Raw genomic sequence first — 16,080 nt, forward strand, 5'->3', positions numbered from 1 at the left:
GATGGCTCACGACTCCGAGAAAAAACAACGGCTGCACCTCGTCTTCGGCGGCGAATTGGCAACGCTCACCGACGTGCAGTTTCGCGATCTGGAAAATCTGGATATCGTCGGCATCTTCCCGGACTACGAGAGCGCGCATGTCGCCTGGAAAGCCAAGGCTCAGATGACCGTCGACAATGCGCATATGCGCTATTTCATCGTCCACATGCATCGCCTGCTCGATCCGGAAGCGAAGTAATGCCGTCGGCGTCGGACGCGGCGGAGGGCAAGCGTTCATGAGCAGCCTGCGCGCAAGGCTGGCACTTTCCGGCTATCGCTGGCTCGGAACGGCCGTCTATCCCTTCTTCTGGTCCTATCTTGCGCTCCGCGCGGCGAAGGGCAAGGAGGACCCGGCACGCCGGCGCGAACGCTATGGCTATGCTAGTGCGCCGCGGCCGCAGGGCCCTCTCGTCTGGTTCCACGCCGCCAGTGTCGGAGAGACGAATGCAGTCACTCCGCTGATCAAGGAAATCCGCCGCCGGGGCATCGCCGTGGTGCTGACCACCGGTACGACGACCTCGGCGCGGGTCGCCGCAGAGCGATTGGGCTCGGCCGTCGTGCACCAGTATGTGCCGCTCGATTTCAAGCCGGCGGTGAGCCGTTTTCTGGAATATTGGCAGCCTGATCTGGCGATCATCGCCGAATCGGAGATCTGGCCGATGACGATCATGGAGCTCGGCAGGCGCCATATTCCGCAGGTTCTGGTCAATGGCCGTCTTTCCGACCGCACCTTCGCCCGATGGAGGCGCCGGCCGTCGCTTGCCGATGCCCTCTTCGAAAATCTTGCGCTCGTCATCGCTCAGTCCGATGTCGATGCGGAGCGTTTCCGCACTCTGGGTGCGCTCCCGGTTACGGTCTCCGGCAACCTCAAGGTGGACAACGACGCGCCGCCGCACGATCCCAGGGACCTGCGCGAATACCGCCAGCAGATCGGTGCACGAAAGACCTGGGCTGCGATCTCGACCTTCGAGGGGGAGGAGAATGCGGCCGGGACCGTTCACCAGGCGCTGAAGGAGAGAACCGGCCTGCTGACGATCATCGTTCCTCGCCATCCGGAGCGTTGCGACGCGATCGAGGCTGCCCTGGTCGCGAAGGGGTTGACCGTCGCGCGCCGCACGCGCGGCGATCCGGTCACACCGGAAGTCGACATTCTACTCGGCGATACGATCGGCGAAATGGGGCTCTATCTGAGGCTGACGGAGGTCGCTTTCGTCGGACGTTCGCTTTTCGCCGAGGGCGGCCAGAACCCGCTCGAGCCGGCCATGCTCGGCTGCGCGGTGCTCTCCGGCGGGAATGTGCAGAATTTTCGCGAGACCTACCAGATGCTCGCAAAGAACGGCAGCGCCAAGATCGTGCGCGACACGGAGATGCTCGCCAAGGGGGTCAACTACCTGCTCGCCAACGACGACATGCGTCGCTCGATGATCGATGCCGGACTCGAAACCGTGCAACAGATGCGGGGCGCGCTGACGGCGACGATGAAGGGGCTCGACCCCTACATCAACCCGCTGGTGGTGAAGGCGCGGCTGGAGCCGCGCCCTGAAGCCTGAAACGTGAAGTCTCGATTGGAAGGGACCATGCCCGCAACGAAACCGATCGCCGGCATATTGTTCGACAAGGACGGCACCCTTCTCGACTACGTGAAGAGCTGGGTGCCGGTGAATTACGAGCTGGCGCGGATCGCCGCCAAGGGCAATGAGAGCCTTGCGCGTGTCCTCCTCCAGGCGGGCGGGATGGATCCGGAGACCGGATATGTCGTTCCCGATAGCCTGCTTGCGGCCGGGAATACCGTGGAGATTGCCACCGGCATGGTCGGCGCCGGCGCGCCGTTTACAGTGGAAGAATTGACGGCGCTGTTCGACGGGCTCTTTGCACAATCCGCGCATTATGCCGTGCCGGTGACCGATCTCGCGTCCTTTTTTGCCGGGCTGCACGCGAAAGGCTACCGGCTCGGCGTCGCCTCCAGCGACAACGAGCGATCGATCCGGGAAACCGCCAAACGCTTCGGTTTCGAGGACTACCTCCATTACGTCGCCGGCTACGATAGCGGCTATGGCACAAAGCCGGAGCCCGGCATGGTGCTCGGGTTTTGCGCCGCAACGGGGCTTGCACCCGACGAGGTGGCCGTAGTCGGCGACAACAATCACGACATGCATATGGGCCGCAGTGCGGGCGTCGGCATGACGGTTGCCGTTTTGACCGGCACCGGATCGCGCCAGTCGCTTGCCGCGTCTTGCGACCACTGCCTCGCCGATATTACCGAGCTGGAAGCGGTGCTCACGAACTGATCGGCTTGCCTTTTTCTCCGTTCTGACGTTCTTTGTCGCCGGTCACACCGCTCACGGCCGATGCCCGCGGCGGAAAGTTCTGGATTTGCCCTTCCTGCCCTCCAGGTGCAGGAGCGGCCGCACGGATATTTACGGGTAAAGATGGTTTCAGAAGCGCCCCCGTTCTGGTGGACCAAGGCCGACTGGCGCGCCTATGCTCTTTGGCCCTTTTCCTGGGTTTACGGCCGGATCGCCGGGATGCGCATGGACCGGGCGCGCCGGGCGACCTCCGCCGTGCCGCTGATCTGCATAGGCAACTTCACCGTCGGCGGAGCCGGAAAGACCCCGACGGCGATCGCGATTGCACGTGCCGCCAGGGCACGGGGCCTGAAGCCCGCTTTCCTGAGCCGCGGCTATGGCGGGTCGCTGGACGTCACGACGGTGGTCGACCCCGAGCACCATCGCGCGCGCGACGTCGGCGACGAGCCGCTGCTGCTTGCCCGCGAGGCCCTCACCGTGATCTGCCGACGCAGGGTGGATGGCGCACGCAAGCTTGCTGCGGAAGGCGCCGATATCATCATCATGGATGATGGCTTCCAGAGTGCCCGGCTCGTCTTCGATTTCGCCCTTCTGGTGGTCGATTCCGGCCGCGGTATCGGCAATGGCCATCTCGTGCCTTCCGGCCCTGTTCGGGCGCCGATCGGCAATCAGCTGCGCCATGCCAACGCTCTCCTCAAACTCGGCCACGGCTCCGCCGCCGATACTCTCGTCCGCCAGGCGGCACGGGCCGGCAAGCCCGTCTATGTGGCCGAAACGGTGCGCACGGATACAGGGCCGCTCGACGGCGTCAAGGTCCTTGCCTGGGCCGGAATCGCGGATCCGGAAAAGTTCTTCAAGACCGTTCGCGAGACCGGCGCGGTGATCGAAGAGACCCGGACCTTCCCGGATCACCACCATTTCTCCGAAGACGAGATTGCCGATCTGATCGACCGTGCCGCAAGCCGGGGCTATACGCTGGTGACCACCGCCAAGGACATGGTTCGCCTGGAGCCCGGACACGGGCGGGCAGGGGAACTGGCGGCGAAAAGCCGCGTGATCGAGATCGAGGTGCGCTTCGACGATCCGGCAGCGCCGGGTGCAATCATCGACGCGACACTTGCCTCCGCCCGCGCCCGCCGATTGCGCGAGCGCAAGACGGGTTAGTCAAGCCTGACCCGCCAGGCCGCCGGCGCGTCGTTCCGCTTCGAGCGAGGCATCCGCGTCGGCGTAAGCCTCCTGGCGCGCGACGCTCCAGTACCTGAGTTCATCGACCGGAACGGGCTTGCCCGTAACGGCACAGATCACGTGCGAGCCGGCAAGTACGACTTGGAAGTCTCCGTCGAGATAGCGGATCTTCGCCTCCCGGGAGGAGCTTCCTTCAAAACGGTTCATCATGCCTGAACGGGCCTCGTCTAATCGTGGACGTCCTGATCTATCGCGGCGCTCTGCAAAAAACCAGCGGTTTCGGAAGATGGTTCCAGCAGGGTCTCAGCTCCGCCCGAAAAGCCGCTCGATGTCGGTCAGCTTCAGCTCGATATAGGTCGGCCGGCCGTGATTGCATTGCCCGGAGCCGGGCGTGGCCTCCATCTGGCGAAGCAGAGCGTTCATCTCTTCGGTGCGCAACCGGCGGCCCGAGCGAACCGAGCCGTGGCAGGCCATGGTGGCGGCGAGATATTCGAGCCGGCCGGCGAGCCCACCGGCCGTATCCCATTCCGCAAGCTCGTCGGCAAGCTGGCGAACCAGTCCGGCGGCGTCCATTTCTCCGAGCATCGCCGGCGTTTCGCGGACGGCGATCGCCGCGGGGCCGAAACGCTCGATGGCCAGTCCCAGGCGCGTGAACTCCTGCGCATGCGCAATCAGCCGGTCGCAATCGTCTTCCGGCAGGTCGACGATCTCGGGGATCAGCAGCGCCTGCGCCGGTACCGGGCGGGCGTGGAGCGCCGTCCGCATCGTCTCGAAGACGAGACGCTCATGGGCGGCGTGCTGGTCGACGATCACGAGCCCGTCGTCGGTCTGGGCGACGATATAGTTTTCATGAAGCTGGGCGCGGGCGGCACCAAGCGGGAAGGAAACCGCCCGCCCATCGGCGGCCCGCGTCGCCTCGACGGCGGCGGCAGCGCTGCGCGCCGATGGCTGGGCGAAATCGGAGAAGGCCGCCTGGGGTGCTTCTGCAAAACCCCGCGCGGTCTCGTCGAAGCGCAGCGGCCGATAGGGCGAGGCGGCGGCCGTCCAGGGCTCCTGCGGCCTGTCTGCCCGGTGGAACTCGGGACGGAAGGCGCGCATCAGCCCATGCGCCCCGGTCGTCGCCGCCCGGTCTCCCTCACGCGCCAGCGCCTCGCGGATGGCGCCGATAATCAAGCCGCGGATCAGTCCGGGATCGCGGAAGCGCACGTCGGATTTTGCCGGATGGACATTGACGTCGACGAGAGCCGGGTCGAGCGTGATCGACAGCACCGCGATCGGGTAGCGCCCCTGCGGAATGGTCTCGGCATAGGCGGCGCGGATCGCGGACATGATCAGCTTGTCCTGGACCGGCCGGCCGTTGACGAAGGCATATTGCTGAAGCGAATTGCCGCGGTTGAAAGTCGGCACGCCGGCAAAGCCAGTCAGCCGCGCATCCTCGCGCTCGGCGTCGATCTCGATGGCATTGTCGCGGAAATCGCGGCCGAGCACTTGCGCCATCCGCGCCAGCCGGTCGTCGCCTGTTGCGGGGAATTCGAGCGTCGTGCGATCGGAGCCGGAAAGCACGAAACGCACTCTCGGAAAGGCGATCGCCATACGCCGGACGACTTCCGAGATCGCCGCCGCCTCGGCCTTTTCCGACTTCATGAATTTCAGCCGCGCCGGGGTCGCGAAGAAGAGGTCGCGCACCTCGACCACGGTGCCTACGATAGCGGCCGACGGCCGGGCGGGCTCGCTCCTGCCGCCGGTGACCGTGATCGCCGCGCCTTCCCGGGCCTCCGCCGTCCTCGTGGTGATCGACAGGCGCGCCACCGATCCGATCGAGGGCAGGGCTTCGCCGCGGAAACCGAGCGTCCGGATATCGGCGAGGCTGTCGTCGAGCTTGGAGGTGCAATGGCGGCGGATCGCCAGTTCGAGATCGGCCGGCGACATGCCGATGCCGTTGTCGGTGACCCTGAGGAGCGTCTTGCCGCCACAGGCGGTCGCGATCTCGATCCTCGTCGCGCCCGCATCGAGCGCGTTCTCGATCAATTCCTTCGCGGCGCTCGCCGGTCGTTCGATGACTTCGCCGGCGGCGATCTGATTGATGAGCGTTTCGGAAAGTTGCTTGATGGCCATGCCCTATTTTCCAGGATTCGGAGAGGGAGGGAAAGCCCCGCGCTCACACTTCTCCAAGGCTTCCGGCCGGACCTGCAAAAAGCGGTATTGCGACTTAATCGGGCTTTAACGTTCTGCTGCAATTTTCCACAGCAACCTGAATGATCGTCGGGTTTTTGCCTCTGGAGCACCGCGGCGTTGCTGGACGCCGCCCGCATCCCTTCAAAAGGATGCCTCAAAGGCGGCCAGCATGTCCCGAAATGAAACCGCTGCTGATCGGTTGGCCGGACCGTAGCCGGGCCGGGAAGGCCGTTCAGCGGACAGAGTGCTACAGCACCCGTTATGCGTCCAAGGACGGCTGGCGCTGTAGCGGGAACGAGGGCAGCGCGATGAATGATGTGGCGTCGGGCGGCGCAGACATCAGCAGGATCATTCTGGAGGCAAGCGGCGAAACGCTTGGCGCCGCCTTGCTCGTTTTCGGCCGGGACGACACCATCACCTTCGCGAGCGCCTCGATACTGCAATTTTTCCCCGTGCCCGCCGGCATGCTGGTTCCCGGGACGCGGCTGCGCGATTTTCTGGGGGCGGTATACGATACCGGCGTGCGCCCCGGAACCTTGCCGGAGTCCAGCCGGCACAGGCCGAACCGCGAAGACTGGATCGCCGAGCAGATGGCGCTCCACTGGCGGGAACGCTACGAGAACGTCGAAAGGGCCGGCCGTACGCGCTGGCTCTCTCTGCGTCAGCGGCGGCTGTCGAGCGGTATCGGCCTTCTCGCCGTCAGCGACGTCTCCGAACAGAAGAAGCGCGACGAGCAGGCCCGGACCGATCTCCAGCGGATCGCCCTGACGGAAGAGATCCTCAACGCTCAGCCCAATCCCATCTGCGTCAAGGACAGCAACCTCCGCTACATCGCCGTAAACAAGGCCTTCTGCGTCATCCACGATCTCGCGCCGGACGCCATGCTCGGACGTTCCGCCTCGGACCTCGTAGAAACGGAGCTTGCGGAGCACTTCGAACGGTCGGACCGCCACGTCCTGGAGACAGGCATGTCGCATTCGGAGGCGGAGCATATCGTTCGCGCCGACGGCAGCGACCTTTGGGTCGTGACGCGCAAATATCGTATCGGCCTGCCCGGCCGCCATTTCGTCGTCACCTGCATGACCGACGTCACCGATATCGCCGTCTGGTATGACGGCTCGGAAAAAGGCGGCGACACCGGTCTGCAGATCCGGGACTATAGCATCTTCACGCCTGCGCAGAATTTCTACGATCCCTTCCGGTCGCTCGACTTGCAGCAACTCGCCCACGCCGGATCGAAGATCGACATGCTGCCGGCGCGGGAATTGCGCGTGCTTCTGGCGACCGCCGACCGGGTCATGGAAGAGCGATTCGTGGCGCGGCTGCGCGGCTTCGGGCTCGACGCCTGTGCGGTCCGCAATGGCGAGGAACTCGACGCCTTCGCGATGACCGCCGGGGCCCGCGGATTGGAGATCGACCTTCTTCTGCTCGACATCGCTTTTCCGGAGAAGCATCGCGTTCTCGCCTCCTGGCGCGCCTGTACATGGGTCGAGGTATCGAGCGATATGGATGCCACGATCCTGCTTGGGGAGATCTTCGCTGTCCGCGCCCGCGGCGCGCGTTCGCCCTTGCTGCAGCCCGAATGGGGGATTGCGCTCGACCGCGATCTCGCGCCCGTGACGCATGCGCCGACGGTGGAAGTCCTCGTCGCGGAGGACAACCAGGTCAACCAGTTCGTCTTCGCGCAGATCTTGGAGGGGCTCGGGATTTCCCACCGGATCGCCGCGGATGGAAGAGAAGCGGTGGACCTCTGGCACGAACTCCAGCCCGCCCTGGTTCTGATGGACGTCTCCATGCCGGTGATGAACGGCTTTGAAGCCGCCATTGCCATTCGACAGGCCGAGAAGGGCACGGGCCGTCGCACGCCGATCGTGGCCGTGACCGCCCAGGCGCTCGATATCGACCTCGAGCGCTGCAGGACATCGGGAATGGATGACCACATCATGAAGCCGGTCAGCCCGGATATGATCGAGATGCTGCTGCGGAAACACCTTCCGGCGGCCGAAAGGCACGCTTCGGGTTCTGGTCGGAGCGGATCGCAATGACATTGCAGGAGCTCGGTATCGATCGGGCGAAGCGGGACAGGCCGTATAGTGCCTCCTTCGTCGATCCATTGACCGAGCTCGGCAATGCACGCCACCTCAAGCAAACCGTCTGCGCCCTCGCGGCCGAACGGGCAAGCGATCCCGCGCCCTTTACCATCGCTCTTGCAAATCTGGACGGGTTCAAGCCGATCAACGACCTCTTCGGCCCTGAGGCCGGCGATCAGATCCTGCGCCAGGTGGCGCACCGGCTGAAGGCCTGCGTTCCCGAGGGCGCGACGGTGACGCGTACCGCCGATGACGAATTCGCCATCGTCCTGCCGCTGGTCTTTGAACGAAGGAGTGCGGAGAAGCGCGGCCAGATGCTAAAGGAAGTGCTCTCTTCGCCCTTCGCACTCGGCGACCGGAACGTTCGGCTCTCGGCCTCGTTCGGCTTTGCTGTCTATCCCTTTGCCGGAGATACGTTCGACGACCTGCTGAAGAGCGCCGATACCGCGCTCTACCGCTCCAAACGGCGTGGCCGCGGACAGATCACCGTGTACTCGCAAGAGATCGCACAGGAGATGAAGCACGCGACGCAGCTTGAGCAGGCACTGCGCAATGCGATCATCGCCGGTGGGATCGATGTCCACTTTCAACCGATCGTCGATCTGCGCAGCGACCGTCCGGTGGGTTTCGAGGCGCTGGCGCGGTGGTGCGACGCCGACCTCGGCTATGTCTCGCCGGCCGTCTTCGTGCCTTTCGCGGAAGAGCGCGGATTCATCGACGCGCTTTCCGAAATGCTTCTGCGCAAGGCGGCGCGGGCTGCCCTGTCCTGGCCGGAGGACCTCTTCCTGTCCTTCAACCTGTCCTCGGTCCAGCTGATGGATCCGGCGACGAGCGCTCGGCTCCTGGCAATCACAGCTCAGGTGGGCCTCGACCCCCGGCGCCTCGAACTCGAGATAACCGAGACCGCTGCGATGGCCGACGCCGGCACTGCCCAGAGGATCGTCACCGAATTGAGAGCGGCCGGCGTGCGCGTGTCGCTGGACGATTTCGGAACGGGCCAGTCGAGCCTCGGGCGGCTCAGGGATTTTTCCCTCGACAAGGTGAAGATAGACCGGACCTTCGTTTCGGGGATTTCCACCGACCGGACTTCAGAACATATCGTCAAGGCTATCGTTTCGATGTGCGAGGGGCTGGAACTCGCCGTGGTCGCCGAAGGCATCGAGCATTCATCCGAGGCGCTGAAGCTCAAGGCGCTCGGCTGCGGCCTGGGACAGGGCTATTTCTACGGCAAGCCCGCCGATGCCGATGCCACCTTGCGTTACCTTTCCGAGCATTACCCGGATATGGCGGCGGCGCGCTGAAGCGCCTCATGCCCGCTTACGGTTTCGGCCCCCGAACGATCGCTGCGGCCCTCCTCCAAAAGCCAGTCGCGGATGCGGCGCGCCTGACTGTTGAGTTCGCGTGACCGCGGCCAGACGACGTAGAAGGCCTGGCCCGTCTTCAGCACATGCCCCCCGACCGGCACCAGCGCGCCGGAGCGCACCTGTCGGGCGGTCAGATGCTCCCAGCCGAGCGCAATACCCTCTCCCGCCAGCACGGCCTGGATCACGAGCACGTAATCGTTGATCGCGAGCCTTTTGCCTTGCGCCGGATAGGCAAGGCCCGCGCTCGCGAACCATTCGGTCCAGTCGCAGGCCCGCCTTACGGGCTCTTCGAGGTGGATAAGATTGTGCCTGATGAGGTCCGCGGGCGTTGCCGGCAGCCCATGCGTCTCGATATAGGCGGGTGTCGCCACGGCCTGAATGACTTCATCGGCCAGCACCGCCGCGTGATAGCGCGGCCAATGGCTGGGGTCCCCGCCACGAATTCCGAGCGGGATCGGCTCCTCATCCAGATCGAGGTCGCGCACGCTTGTCTGGATGCGAAGGTCGATCTCCGGCAGGTCTTCGCGCAGCCGGGCTAGCCGCGGCAGCATCCACATGGAGGTGAAGGCCGTCGAGGCCGCCAGCGTCACATTAGTCTCGCGCCCTTTGGCGCGGATGTCTTCGGCCGACTTCTGGATCCGCGCGAGGCCGACCGAGACATCCGCGTGAAACTTTTCTCCCGCCTCCGTCAGTTCGACGGCCCGGTGCACACGGTGGAACAGCGGCACGCCCAGCTGGTTCTCGAGTCCTCGAATGGCGTAGGACACCGCTGCCTGAGTCATTCCGAGCTCACCGGCAGCGCGTGTGAAGTTCTGATGCCGGCCGGCTGCCTCGAAGACGATGAGGCTCGCGGCAGACGGTAGGAGACGGCGCAGGTTTTCCATAAGTACCACTTATATCAAGCGTCAAATTTTTCCTGCGTTACAATAGCCTTTCTCGTCAATACCATCATTGCAAATGATGGGAGATCGACCATGGAAGTGTTGGAAGCAACCGGCGAGGCGCCGAAACGGACCCGGAGCGGGCGACCGCAGCGACGCGAGGGCAGCAAGAATCTCGGTGTCCCCTACATCGCCCGCAATATACCGACCTATGACATCCTCGGCGAGGAGAACCTGGAGCGGATCGAAGGGGTGGCCGACCGCATTCTCGCCGAAGTCGGCATCGAGTTTCGCGACGACCCGGTGGCGCTCGACCACTGGCGGCGCGCCGGGGCGAAGATCGAGGGCCTTCGCGTCACCTTCGAGCCGGGGATGCTGAAAGAGATCGTCCGCTCGGCGCCGGCGCAATTCACGCAGCACGCCCGCAACCCCGCCCGCAGCGTCGAGATCGGCGGGCGCAACGTGGTGTTCTCTCCGGCATACGGTTCCCCCTTCGTCATGGATCTGGACAAGGGCAGGCGCTACGGCACCATCGAAGACTTCCGCAATCTGGTGAAGCTCGCCCAGTCGAGCCCCTGGCTGCACCACTCCGGCGGCACCATCTGCGAACCGTGCGACGTGCCGGTGAACAAACGTCATCTCGACATGGTCTACAGCCACATAAAATACTCCGATCGCGCCTTCATGGGATCGATTACCTCGGAGGAACGTGCCGAGGATTCGATCGAAATGGCCCGCATTCTTTTCGGTGCCGAATTCGTCGACGGCAACTGTGTCATTCTCGGCAATGTCAACGTCAACTCGCCGCTCGTCTGGGACGGCACGATGACGAAGTCGCTGCGGGCTTATGCGCGGGCCAACCAGGCCGCGGTGATCGTGCCGTTCATCCTCGGCGGCGCGATGGGGCCGGTCACCAATGCCGGGGCGATTGCGCAATCCTATGCCGAAACGCTTGCCGGCTGTGCGCTGACGCAGCTCGAACGCAAGGGCGCGCCCGTCATTTTCGGAAACTTCCTTTCCTCAATGTCGCTCCGCTCCGGCTCGCCGACCTTCGGCACGCCGGAACCGGCGATCGGCAGCATGGTCATCGGCCAGCTCGCGCGCCGGCTCGGCCTGCCGTTGCGCTGCGCCGGAAACTTCTCCAACTCGAAGCGCCCGGATGCTCAGGCGATGCAGGAAGGCGTCATGTCGATGCTGTCGGCCGTACATTGCGGCGCCAATTTCGTCCTGCACTCGGCAGGCTTTGCCGACGGGCTGCTGGCCATGTCCTACGAAAAATTCATGATGGACATGGATTTCTGCGGGGCGCTGCATTCCTATCTTGCCGGCGTCGTGGTCGACGACAATACGCTCGCCATGGACGCCTTCCTGGAAGTGGGCCCGGGCAGCCACTTCCTTGGCTCCGGCCACACGATGCGCAATTATCAGACCGCCTTCTGGGACAGCGCCCTTTCCGATAACGAGCCCTTCGAGAAATGGGTGGAACAGGGCGAAACCGACATGGCACTGCGGGCGAACAGGAGCTGGAAAAAGGCTCTCGCCGAATATGAGGCGCCGCCCTTGGATGCGGCAGTCGACGAAGCGCTGAACGACTATGTCGACAGACGCAAAAGCGGCATGGCCGACGCGTGGTACTGAGCATTTCCAACGCGTTGCCACCAGACGACGAAAAGCGGCGCCATGGGCGCCGCTTTTGTTGTTCGTTTTAGAGCCTACGGCTTACTGCTGCGGGGCAGGTTCCGCAGGCGCCGGTGCCGGGGTCGTACCCGTTGCCGAAGTCGTCGACGTATCTACCGGCTGGTCGGCGTTACGCTCGGCCATTACCTGCGATTTCGTCTTGAATTCCGGAGCACCCTTCAGCGAATCCGCCGTTTCGGTCGTGGTCAGCTTGATCTCGTCCGAATCGGGCTGGTCGGCAATCGCGATCTTGTCGAACGGAACTGCGACGTTCTTTTCCCCGATACCGAGGAAGCCGCCAACTCCGACGATGGCAGCAGCGATACCGCCTTCCTTCTCGATGATCAGGTCGTTGATCTCGCCGATGCTTTCATCGCTGGCATTGTAGACGGACTGGCCGATATAAGTATTTGCGGACACTTGGTTTTCCGCTTGCTCTGTCAGGTAGCTGGCGTCACCAGCCGCCATATCGGTGGTCGTGTCTGCCGTATCCGGTGTCTGCGCCTGCTCGTCGGCGGCCGGCGGGGTAGCCGGAGCCGGGGCGGGTTCCATGGTCTGGGTTTCAGGTGCCGTAGCCGGAGGCGTCGTGGTTTGCTGTGCGAAGCTCATCGGGGCAACGGCAACGCCCACGAGAAGCGCGCCAGCGGCAACGGAAGATATAAGTCTCTCTTTCATGTCAGACTGCCTTTCGTTGACGTTGTCGGCTAGAGGGCATTACGTGCGCTTTTCGCCCGCATTCCCTTCCAGCCCTTTGGCATCGATCACGATGTCATCACCGTGATCCAGGCGCAGCCTCAAGTTGGGCCAGGGATGCTGCGCCGATGACACTCAAGCAACGCCCGGCAACGCAAACTGTTCCGGAAAAAGTGAACGCCGAGCTGGCTGGAACGAGGCTTCCATTGGTGTGCGCTCGATGCGGCTGCGCCGCATGCTCGGGTGAACACGCGGCGCAGAAGCTCGCATTCCGGTTGTCTTTCGAAGGGGACGCCTTCATGGCTCCAGGGTCCGGGGCGAAGGCTCGATCAGTGACTTTCTCGGAGGACCTCGCTGCCGCTCTTGCCGACGAGGAAATCGAGGTCCGCGCCCCTGTCGGCCTGCAGCACCGTGTCGTGATAGAGTTTGTAGTAGCCGCGATGCCATTTCTGTTCGGGCGGCTGCCAGGCCGCCATCCGGGCCGCCAGTTCTTCCTCGCTGACGAGCAGGTTCAGCTCGCCTTTCAGGGCGTCCAGGCGGATCCGGTCGCCGGTCCTGACGATCGCCAGGGGCCCGCCGGCATTGGCTTCTGGGCTCACATGAAGAACGACGGTGCCGAAGGCGGTGCCGGACATGCGCGCATCGGAGATGCGCACCATATCGCGCACGCCCTTTTCGACGAGCCGGCGTGGAATCGGCATGTTGCCGACTTCCGCCATGCCGGGATAGCCCTTCGGTCCGCAACCCTTGAGCACGAGGATCGTGTCTTCGGTGACCGGCAGGTCGGGATCGTCGATCTTGGCCCTGAGGTCTTCGATCGTGTCGAAGACATAGGCCGGCCCCTCGTGGGCGAGCAGATGTTCGCTTGCCGCAGACGGCTTGATCACCGCACCGTTGGGCGCAAGATTACCCTTCAGCACGCGAATGCCCGCCGCCGCACGCAACGGGTTGTCTAGCGGGCGGATGACATCGTCGTTATAGACCTCCGCGCCCTCCCAATATTTGCTGATCGGAACGCCGAAGACCGTCGGTGCGTCGGCGTGCAGCAGGTGCTGGATCCGATTCATCACGGCCGGCAGGCCGCCCGCATAGGCGAGATCCTCGATCAGATACTTGCCCGACGGCATGCAGTTGACGATGCAGGGCACCTGACCGCCCACCCGATCGAAATCCTCGAGACAGAGGTCGATGCCCGCGCGCCCGGCGATCGCCAGCATGTGGACCACGGCATTGGTCGACCCGCCGACAGCGGCGTTGGCGATGATGCCGTTCTCGAAGTTCTCCTTTGTCAGGATTTTCGACAGCCTGAGGTCCTCGTGGACCATCTCGACGATGCGCTTGCCGGTCATGTGCGAGAGCGCCATGCGGCGGGCGTCGACCGCGGGCAGGGCGGCGTTCGTCGGAAGCGACAGGCCCATGGCTTCCACGATCGACGCCATCGTCGTCGCCGTGCCCATGGTCATGCAGACGCCCGGCGAGCGCGACATGCCGCTTTCGGCGGCCATGAATTCCTGCAGGCTCATTTCGCCGGCGCGTACCGCCTCCGAAAACTTCCAGACGTCCGTGCCCGACCCGATATCCTTGCCCTTCCACTTGCCGTTCAGCATGGGGCCGGAGGAAACGACGATCGTCGGGAGGTCGACCGAGGCCGCTCCCATCAGCTGGCCCGGGGTGGTCTTGTCGCAGCCGCCGAGAAGCACGACGCCGTCGATGCCATAGGCGCGGATAGCCTCTTCGACATCCATTGCAAGCAGGTTGCGGAAGAGCATGGCGGTCGGACGCATCTGCGTCTCCCCGAGCGACGACACCGGAAATTCGACCGGAAAGCCCCCCGCTTCCCAGACGCCGCGCTTCACCCCTTCGGCGAGGATACGCAGATGGCTGTTGCAGGGCGTGAGCTCCGACCAGGTGTTGCATATGCCGATGATCGGCCGGCCGTCGAAAACATGGTCGGGAAACCCCTGATTCTTCATCCAGGACCGATGAATGAAGCCGTCCTTGTGCGTGCCGCCGTACCAGTGACGGCTTCTCAGTTCTTTTTTCTTGTCGCTCATCCGAGCACTCCTTCCACCGCGATTCAGCGCAATGGAGCAATTGTATGATTTTTCGCCGGCGCGACGCCAGTGTTTGTTGTTTGGCGGATTTAAAGTCGGAATGCGGGCTCGAAGCGCCCTTTGACCTCGATCCCGAGGTCGAAGGTTTTCCCGCCCTGCGGGTCGGCTGCCCGCGCGGCGTCGTCCATGCCCTGCCAGGCCGAGGTCACCAGCAGACGTTCGGCCCTGGCGCCGACGAAAGCCGGGCAGCTCGGCTGCGTCGCCGGCACGGCGTAGCGGGCGACCTTCCGGCCGTCGGGTTTATAGACCTCCACGGCGCTTGCGCCCCAGCGGGCGTTCCAGATGAGCCCGTCGGCATCGCAGACGGCGCCGTCGACGCCGCCCGGGCTCGTGCTTTCGTCCGAAAGCAGCACCGGATCGCCGGTCGGGAGCGCCGTCGCCGGATCTATGTCGACGCGCATCAGCTGGTTGACGTCGGTGTCGGTGAAATAGGCGGTAGCCCCGTCCGGGGAAAAGCAGATCGCGTTGGGAATGGTGATGTTGCCATAGAGCCTCGTGACGCGGCTGCCGGCCACATGGTAGATCGCACCCGCATGTTTCTCGGCGCTGCGCCCCATGGTGCCGACCCAAAGCGCGCCGCAGGGATGGACGCGTCCGTCGTTGGAGCGGTTGCCCGGCTTTTCCTCGAGCGTCGCGAAATGGCGTAGCTTCGAGCTTTCGGTGTCGCGCACGAAAAGGCCCTGATCCGAGGCGATCAACTGCCGTAGCGGATCGATCGCCGCAAGCACGCTGCCGAGGAAGGGCAGGGGATGGATCGCCTTCCGTCCGCTTTCGAGATGAAGCTCATGCAACTCGCGGCCCGTTATATTGAACCACCAGGCCGTTCCGGTGTCGGGGTCGAAGGTGGGGCCTTCGCCGAGTTCGCACGCGGCTTCCGAAAGGGTTCGGCCGGAAAAGGGAACGAGATCGGTCACTGCTGGCCTCCATAGACGGCATCATAGGCTGCGAGCGTGGCAATGGCCCGCTGCCGCACTTCCCCAGCGCTCATCCCGGCCTTGTAAAGGCTCGAACCGAGCCCGAAGCTGCGGATCCCGATCGCTGCATAGTCGGCGAAATTGACCTCCGACACGCCGCCGACCGCCGCGATCTCGAGATCGCCCGGCAACACCGCGCGGATCGCCGCGATGCCGGAGGGGCCGAGCACGCTTGCCGGAAAGAACTTGAGGCCGCTGGCTCCGGCGGCGGCCGCCGCCAATGCCTCCGTCGGCGTGAAAACGCCTGGCATCGTCACCATGTCTTTCGTCGCAGCAAGCCGGATGACTGCCGGCTCGACATTGGGGCTCACCATCAGCCGCCCGCCGACATCGGCGAGGCGTTCCACCTGGGCCGTCGTCAGCACCGTACCAGCGCCGATAAGGCACCCGGCCGGAGCCATTTTGACGGCCGTCTCGATGGAGCGAAACGGGTCGGGCGAATTCAGCGGGATTTCGATCGCCGTGAAGCCTGTTTCGATGAGGGCACCGACCACGCCTTCCGCCTCCTCCGGCTTCAGGCCGCGCAGGATCGCGATCAGCGGGCGTTTCATCGGGGGCAGGGGGATTCTTTCCATGTTCTTT

General features: G+C 64.3%; 14 protein-coding genes. 7 read left to right on the forward strand and 7 right to left on the reverse strand.

Translation table 11 applies throughout. From position 1 onward, the window contains the following. The first annotated feature begins 1 nt into the window (after position 1). The 4 genes from AC6CIG_RS09075 to lpxK all read left to right on the forward strand — a co-directional run bounded on the left by AC6CIG_RS09075 (position 2) and on the right by lpxK (position 3,509). Positions 2 to 238, forward strand: coding sequence for a DUF4170 domain-containing protein (locus AC6CIG_RS09075; protein WP_275596682.1), 237 nt, complete (start codon positions 2 to 4; stop codon positions 236 to 238). Positions 239 to 275: 37 nt separating this feature from the next. Beyond that, positions 276 to 1,589 (forward strand): lipid IV(A) 3-deoxy-D-manno-octulosonic acid transferase, encoded by a 1,314-nt coding sequence (gene waaA, locus AC6CIG_RS09080; protein ID WP_018094357.1) that lies wholly within the window; start codon positions 276 to 278, stop codon positions 1,587 to 1,589. Between the two features lie 27 nt (positions 1,590 to 1,616). Further along, positions 1,617 to 2,327 (forward strand): HAD family hydrolase, encoded by a 711-nt coding sequence (locus AC6CIG_RS09085; RefSeq protein WP_018094358.1) that lies wholly within the window; start codon positions 1,617 to 1,619, stop codon positions 2,325 to 2,327. A gap of 141 nt (positions 2,328 to 2,468) precedes the next feature. Then, positions 2,469 to 3,509 carry a tetraacyldisaccharide 4'-kinase gene (gene lpxK, locus AC6CIG_RS09090; protein ID WP_437408303.1) on the forward strand — a complete coding sequence of 347 codons (1,041 nt, stop codon included), beginning with the start codon at positions 2,469 to 2,471 and terminating at the stop codon, positions 3,507 to 3,509. On the opposite strand, the gene AC6CIG_RS09095 is transcribed toward lpxK, so the two are convergent. Together AC6CIG_RS09095 and mutL are read right to left on the reverse strand one after the other, a co-directional pair. Then, a complete protein-coding gene (locus AC6CIG_RS09095) occupies positions 3,510 to 3,740 on the reverse strand; it encodes a DUF2093 domain-containing protein (protein WP_018094360.1) in 231 nt (76 codons plus the stop codon). 93 nt (positions 3,741 to 3,833) lie between these two features. Then, positions 3,834 to 5,645, reverse strand: coding sequence for a DNA mismatch repair endonuclease MutL (mutL, locus tag AC6CIG_RS09100; protein ID WP_437408304.1), 1,812 nt, complete (start codon positions 5,643 to 5,645; stop codon positions 3,834 to 3,836). A 239-nt stretch (positions 5,646 to 5,884) separates the two neighbouring features. Here mutL and AC6CIG_RS09105 point away from each other — a divergent pair, with 239 nt between their 5' ends. Beyond that, positions 5,885 to 7,750 carry a response regulator gene (locus AC6CIG_RS09105; protein WP_437408305.1) on the forward strand — a complete coding sequence of 622 codons (1,866 nt, stop codon included), beginning with the start codon at positions 5,885 to 5,887 and terminating at the stop codon, positions 7,748 to 7,750. After that, positions 7,747 to 9,096, forward strand: a complete 1,350-nt coding sequence (locus AC6CIG_RS09110) for a putative bifunctional diguanylate cyclase/phosphodiesterase (RefSeq protein ID WP_324763014.1) — start codon at positions 7,747 to 7,749, stop codon at positions 9,094 to 9,096. The genes AC6CIG_RS09105 and AC6CIG_RS09110 overlap by 4 nt, the downstream gene beginning before the upstream one ends. Here the strand turns inward: AC6CIG_RS09110 and AC6CIG_RS09115 are convergent. Continuing rightward, on the reverse strand, positions 9,069 to 10,043 hold the full coding sequence (locus AC6CIG_RS09115; RefSeq protein ID WP_437408306.1) for a LysR substrate-binding domain-containing protein: 975 nt from the start codon (positions 10,041 to 10,043) through the stop codon (positions 9,069 to 9,071). The genes AC6CIG_RS09110 and AC6CIG_RS09115 overlap by 28 nt on opposite strands. A gap of 90 nt (positions 10,044 to 10,133) precedes the next feature. Here AC6CIG_RS09115 and AC6CIG_RS09120 point away from each other — a divergent pair, with 90 nt between their 5' ends. Then, positions 10,134 to 11,678, forward strand: a complete 1,545-nt coding sequence (locus tag AC6CIG_RS09120; protein ID WP_437408307.1) for a trimethylamine methyltransferase family protein — start codon at positions 10,134 to 10,136, stop codon at positions 11,676 to 11,678. 81 nt (positions 11,679 to 11,759) lie between these two features. Here the strand turns inward: AC6CIG_RS09120 and AC6CIG_RS09125 are convergent, their stop codons facing one another. The 4 genes from AC6CIG_RS09125 to AC6CIG_RS09140 form a co-directional block, all read right to left on the reverse strand. Beyond that, positions 11,760 to 12,392 (reverse strand): PRC-barrel domain-containing protein, encoded by a 633-nt coding sequence (locus AC6CIG_RS09125; protein WP_018094366.1) that lies wholly within the window; start codon positions 12,390 to 12,392, stop codon positions 11,760 to 11,762. Between the two features lie 347 nt (positions 12,393 to 12,739). Beyond that, the gene (locus tag AC6CIG_RS09130; RefSeq protein ID WP_275599982.1) at positions 12,740 to 14,464 is read right to left on the reverse strand and encodes an IlvD/Edd family dehydratase; all 1,725 of its coding nucleotides are present in this window, start codon (positions 14,462 to 14,464) and stop codon (positions 12,740 to 12,742) included. An 89-nt stretch (positions 14,465 to 14,553) separates the two neighbouring features. Further along, on the reverse strand, positions 14,554 to 15,438 hold the full coding sequence (locus tag AC6CIG_RS09135) for an SMP-30/gluconolactonase/LRE family protein (RefSeq protein WP_018094369.1): 885 nt from the start codon (positions 15,436 to 15,438) through the stop codon (positions 14,554 to 14,556). Then, on the reverse strand, positions 15,435 to 16,073 hold the full coding sequence (locus AC6CIG_RS09140; RefSeq protein WP_018094370.1) for a 2-dehydro-3-deoxy-6-phosphogalactonate aldolase: 639 nt from the start codon (positions 16,071 to 16,073) through the stop codon (positions 15,435 to 15,437). Before AC6CIG_RS09140 ends, AC6CIG_RS09135 begins: the two co-directional genes overlap by 4 nt. Positions 16,074 to 16,080: the final 7 nt, after the last annotated feature.

This window comes from Sinorhizobium sp. GQ132, from assembly GCF_059758575.1.

Excerpts from the sequence above, each read along its gene's own strand:
- AC6CIG_RS09075 (WP_275596682.1), top strand. The coding sequence starts at position 2 with ATGGCTCACGACTCCGAGAAAAAACAACGGCTGCACCTCGTCTTCGGC.
- waaA (WP_018094357.1), top strand. The coding sequence starts at position 276 with ATGAGCAGCCTGCGCGCAAGGCTGGCACTTTCCGGCTATCGCTGGCTC.
- AC6CIG_RS09085 (WP_018094358.1), top strand. The coding sequence starts at position 1,617 with ATGCCCGCAACGAAACCGATCGCCGGCATATTGTTCGACAAGGACGGC.
- lpxK (WP_437408303.1), top strand. The coding sequence starts at position 2,469 with ATGGTTTCAGAAGCGCCCCCGTTCTGGTGGACCAAGGCCGACTGGCGC.
- AC6CIG_RS09095 (WP_018094360.1), bottom strand. The coding sequence starts at position 3,740 with ATGATGAACCGTTTTGAAGGAAGCTCCTCCCGGGAGGCGAAGATCCGC.
- mutL (WP_437408304.1), bottom strand. The coding sequence starts at position 5,645 with ATGGCCATCAAGCAACTTTCCGAAACGCTCATCAATCAGATCGCCGCC.
- AC6CIG_RS09105 (WP_437408305.1), top strand. The coding sequence starts at position 5,885 with ATGAAACCGCTGCTGATCGGTTGGCCGGACCGTAGCCGGGCCGGGAAG.
- AC6CIG_RS09110 (WP_324763014.1), top strand. The coding sequence starts at position 7,747 with ATGACATTGCAGGAGCTCGGTATCGATCGGGCGAAGCGGGACAGGCCG.
- AC6CIG_RS09115 (WP_437408306.1), bottom strand. The coding sequence starts at position 10,043 with ATGGAAAACCTGCGCCGTCTCCTACCGTCTGCCGCGAGCCTCATCGTC.
- AC6CIG_RS09120 (WP_437408307.1), top strand. The coding sequence starts at position 10,134 with ATGGAAGTGTTGGAAGCAACCGGCGAGGCGCCGAAACGGACCCGGAGC.
- AC6CIG_RS09125 (WP_018094366.1), bottom strand. The coding sequence starts at position 12,392 with ATGAAAGAGAGACTTATATCTTCCGTTGCCGCTGGCGCGCTTCTCGTG.
- AC6CIG_RS09130 (WP_275599982.1), bottom strand. The coding sequence starts at position 14,464 with ATGAGCGACAAGAAAAAAGAACTGAGAAGCCGTCACTGGTACGGCGGC.
- AC6CIG_RS09140 (WP_018094370.1), bottom strand. The coding sequence starts at position 16,073 with ATGGAAAGAATCCCCCTGCCCCCGATGAAACGCCCGCTGATCGCGATC.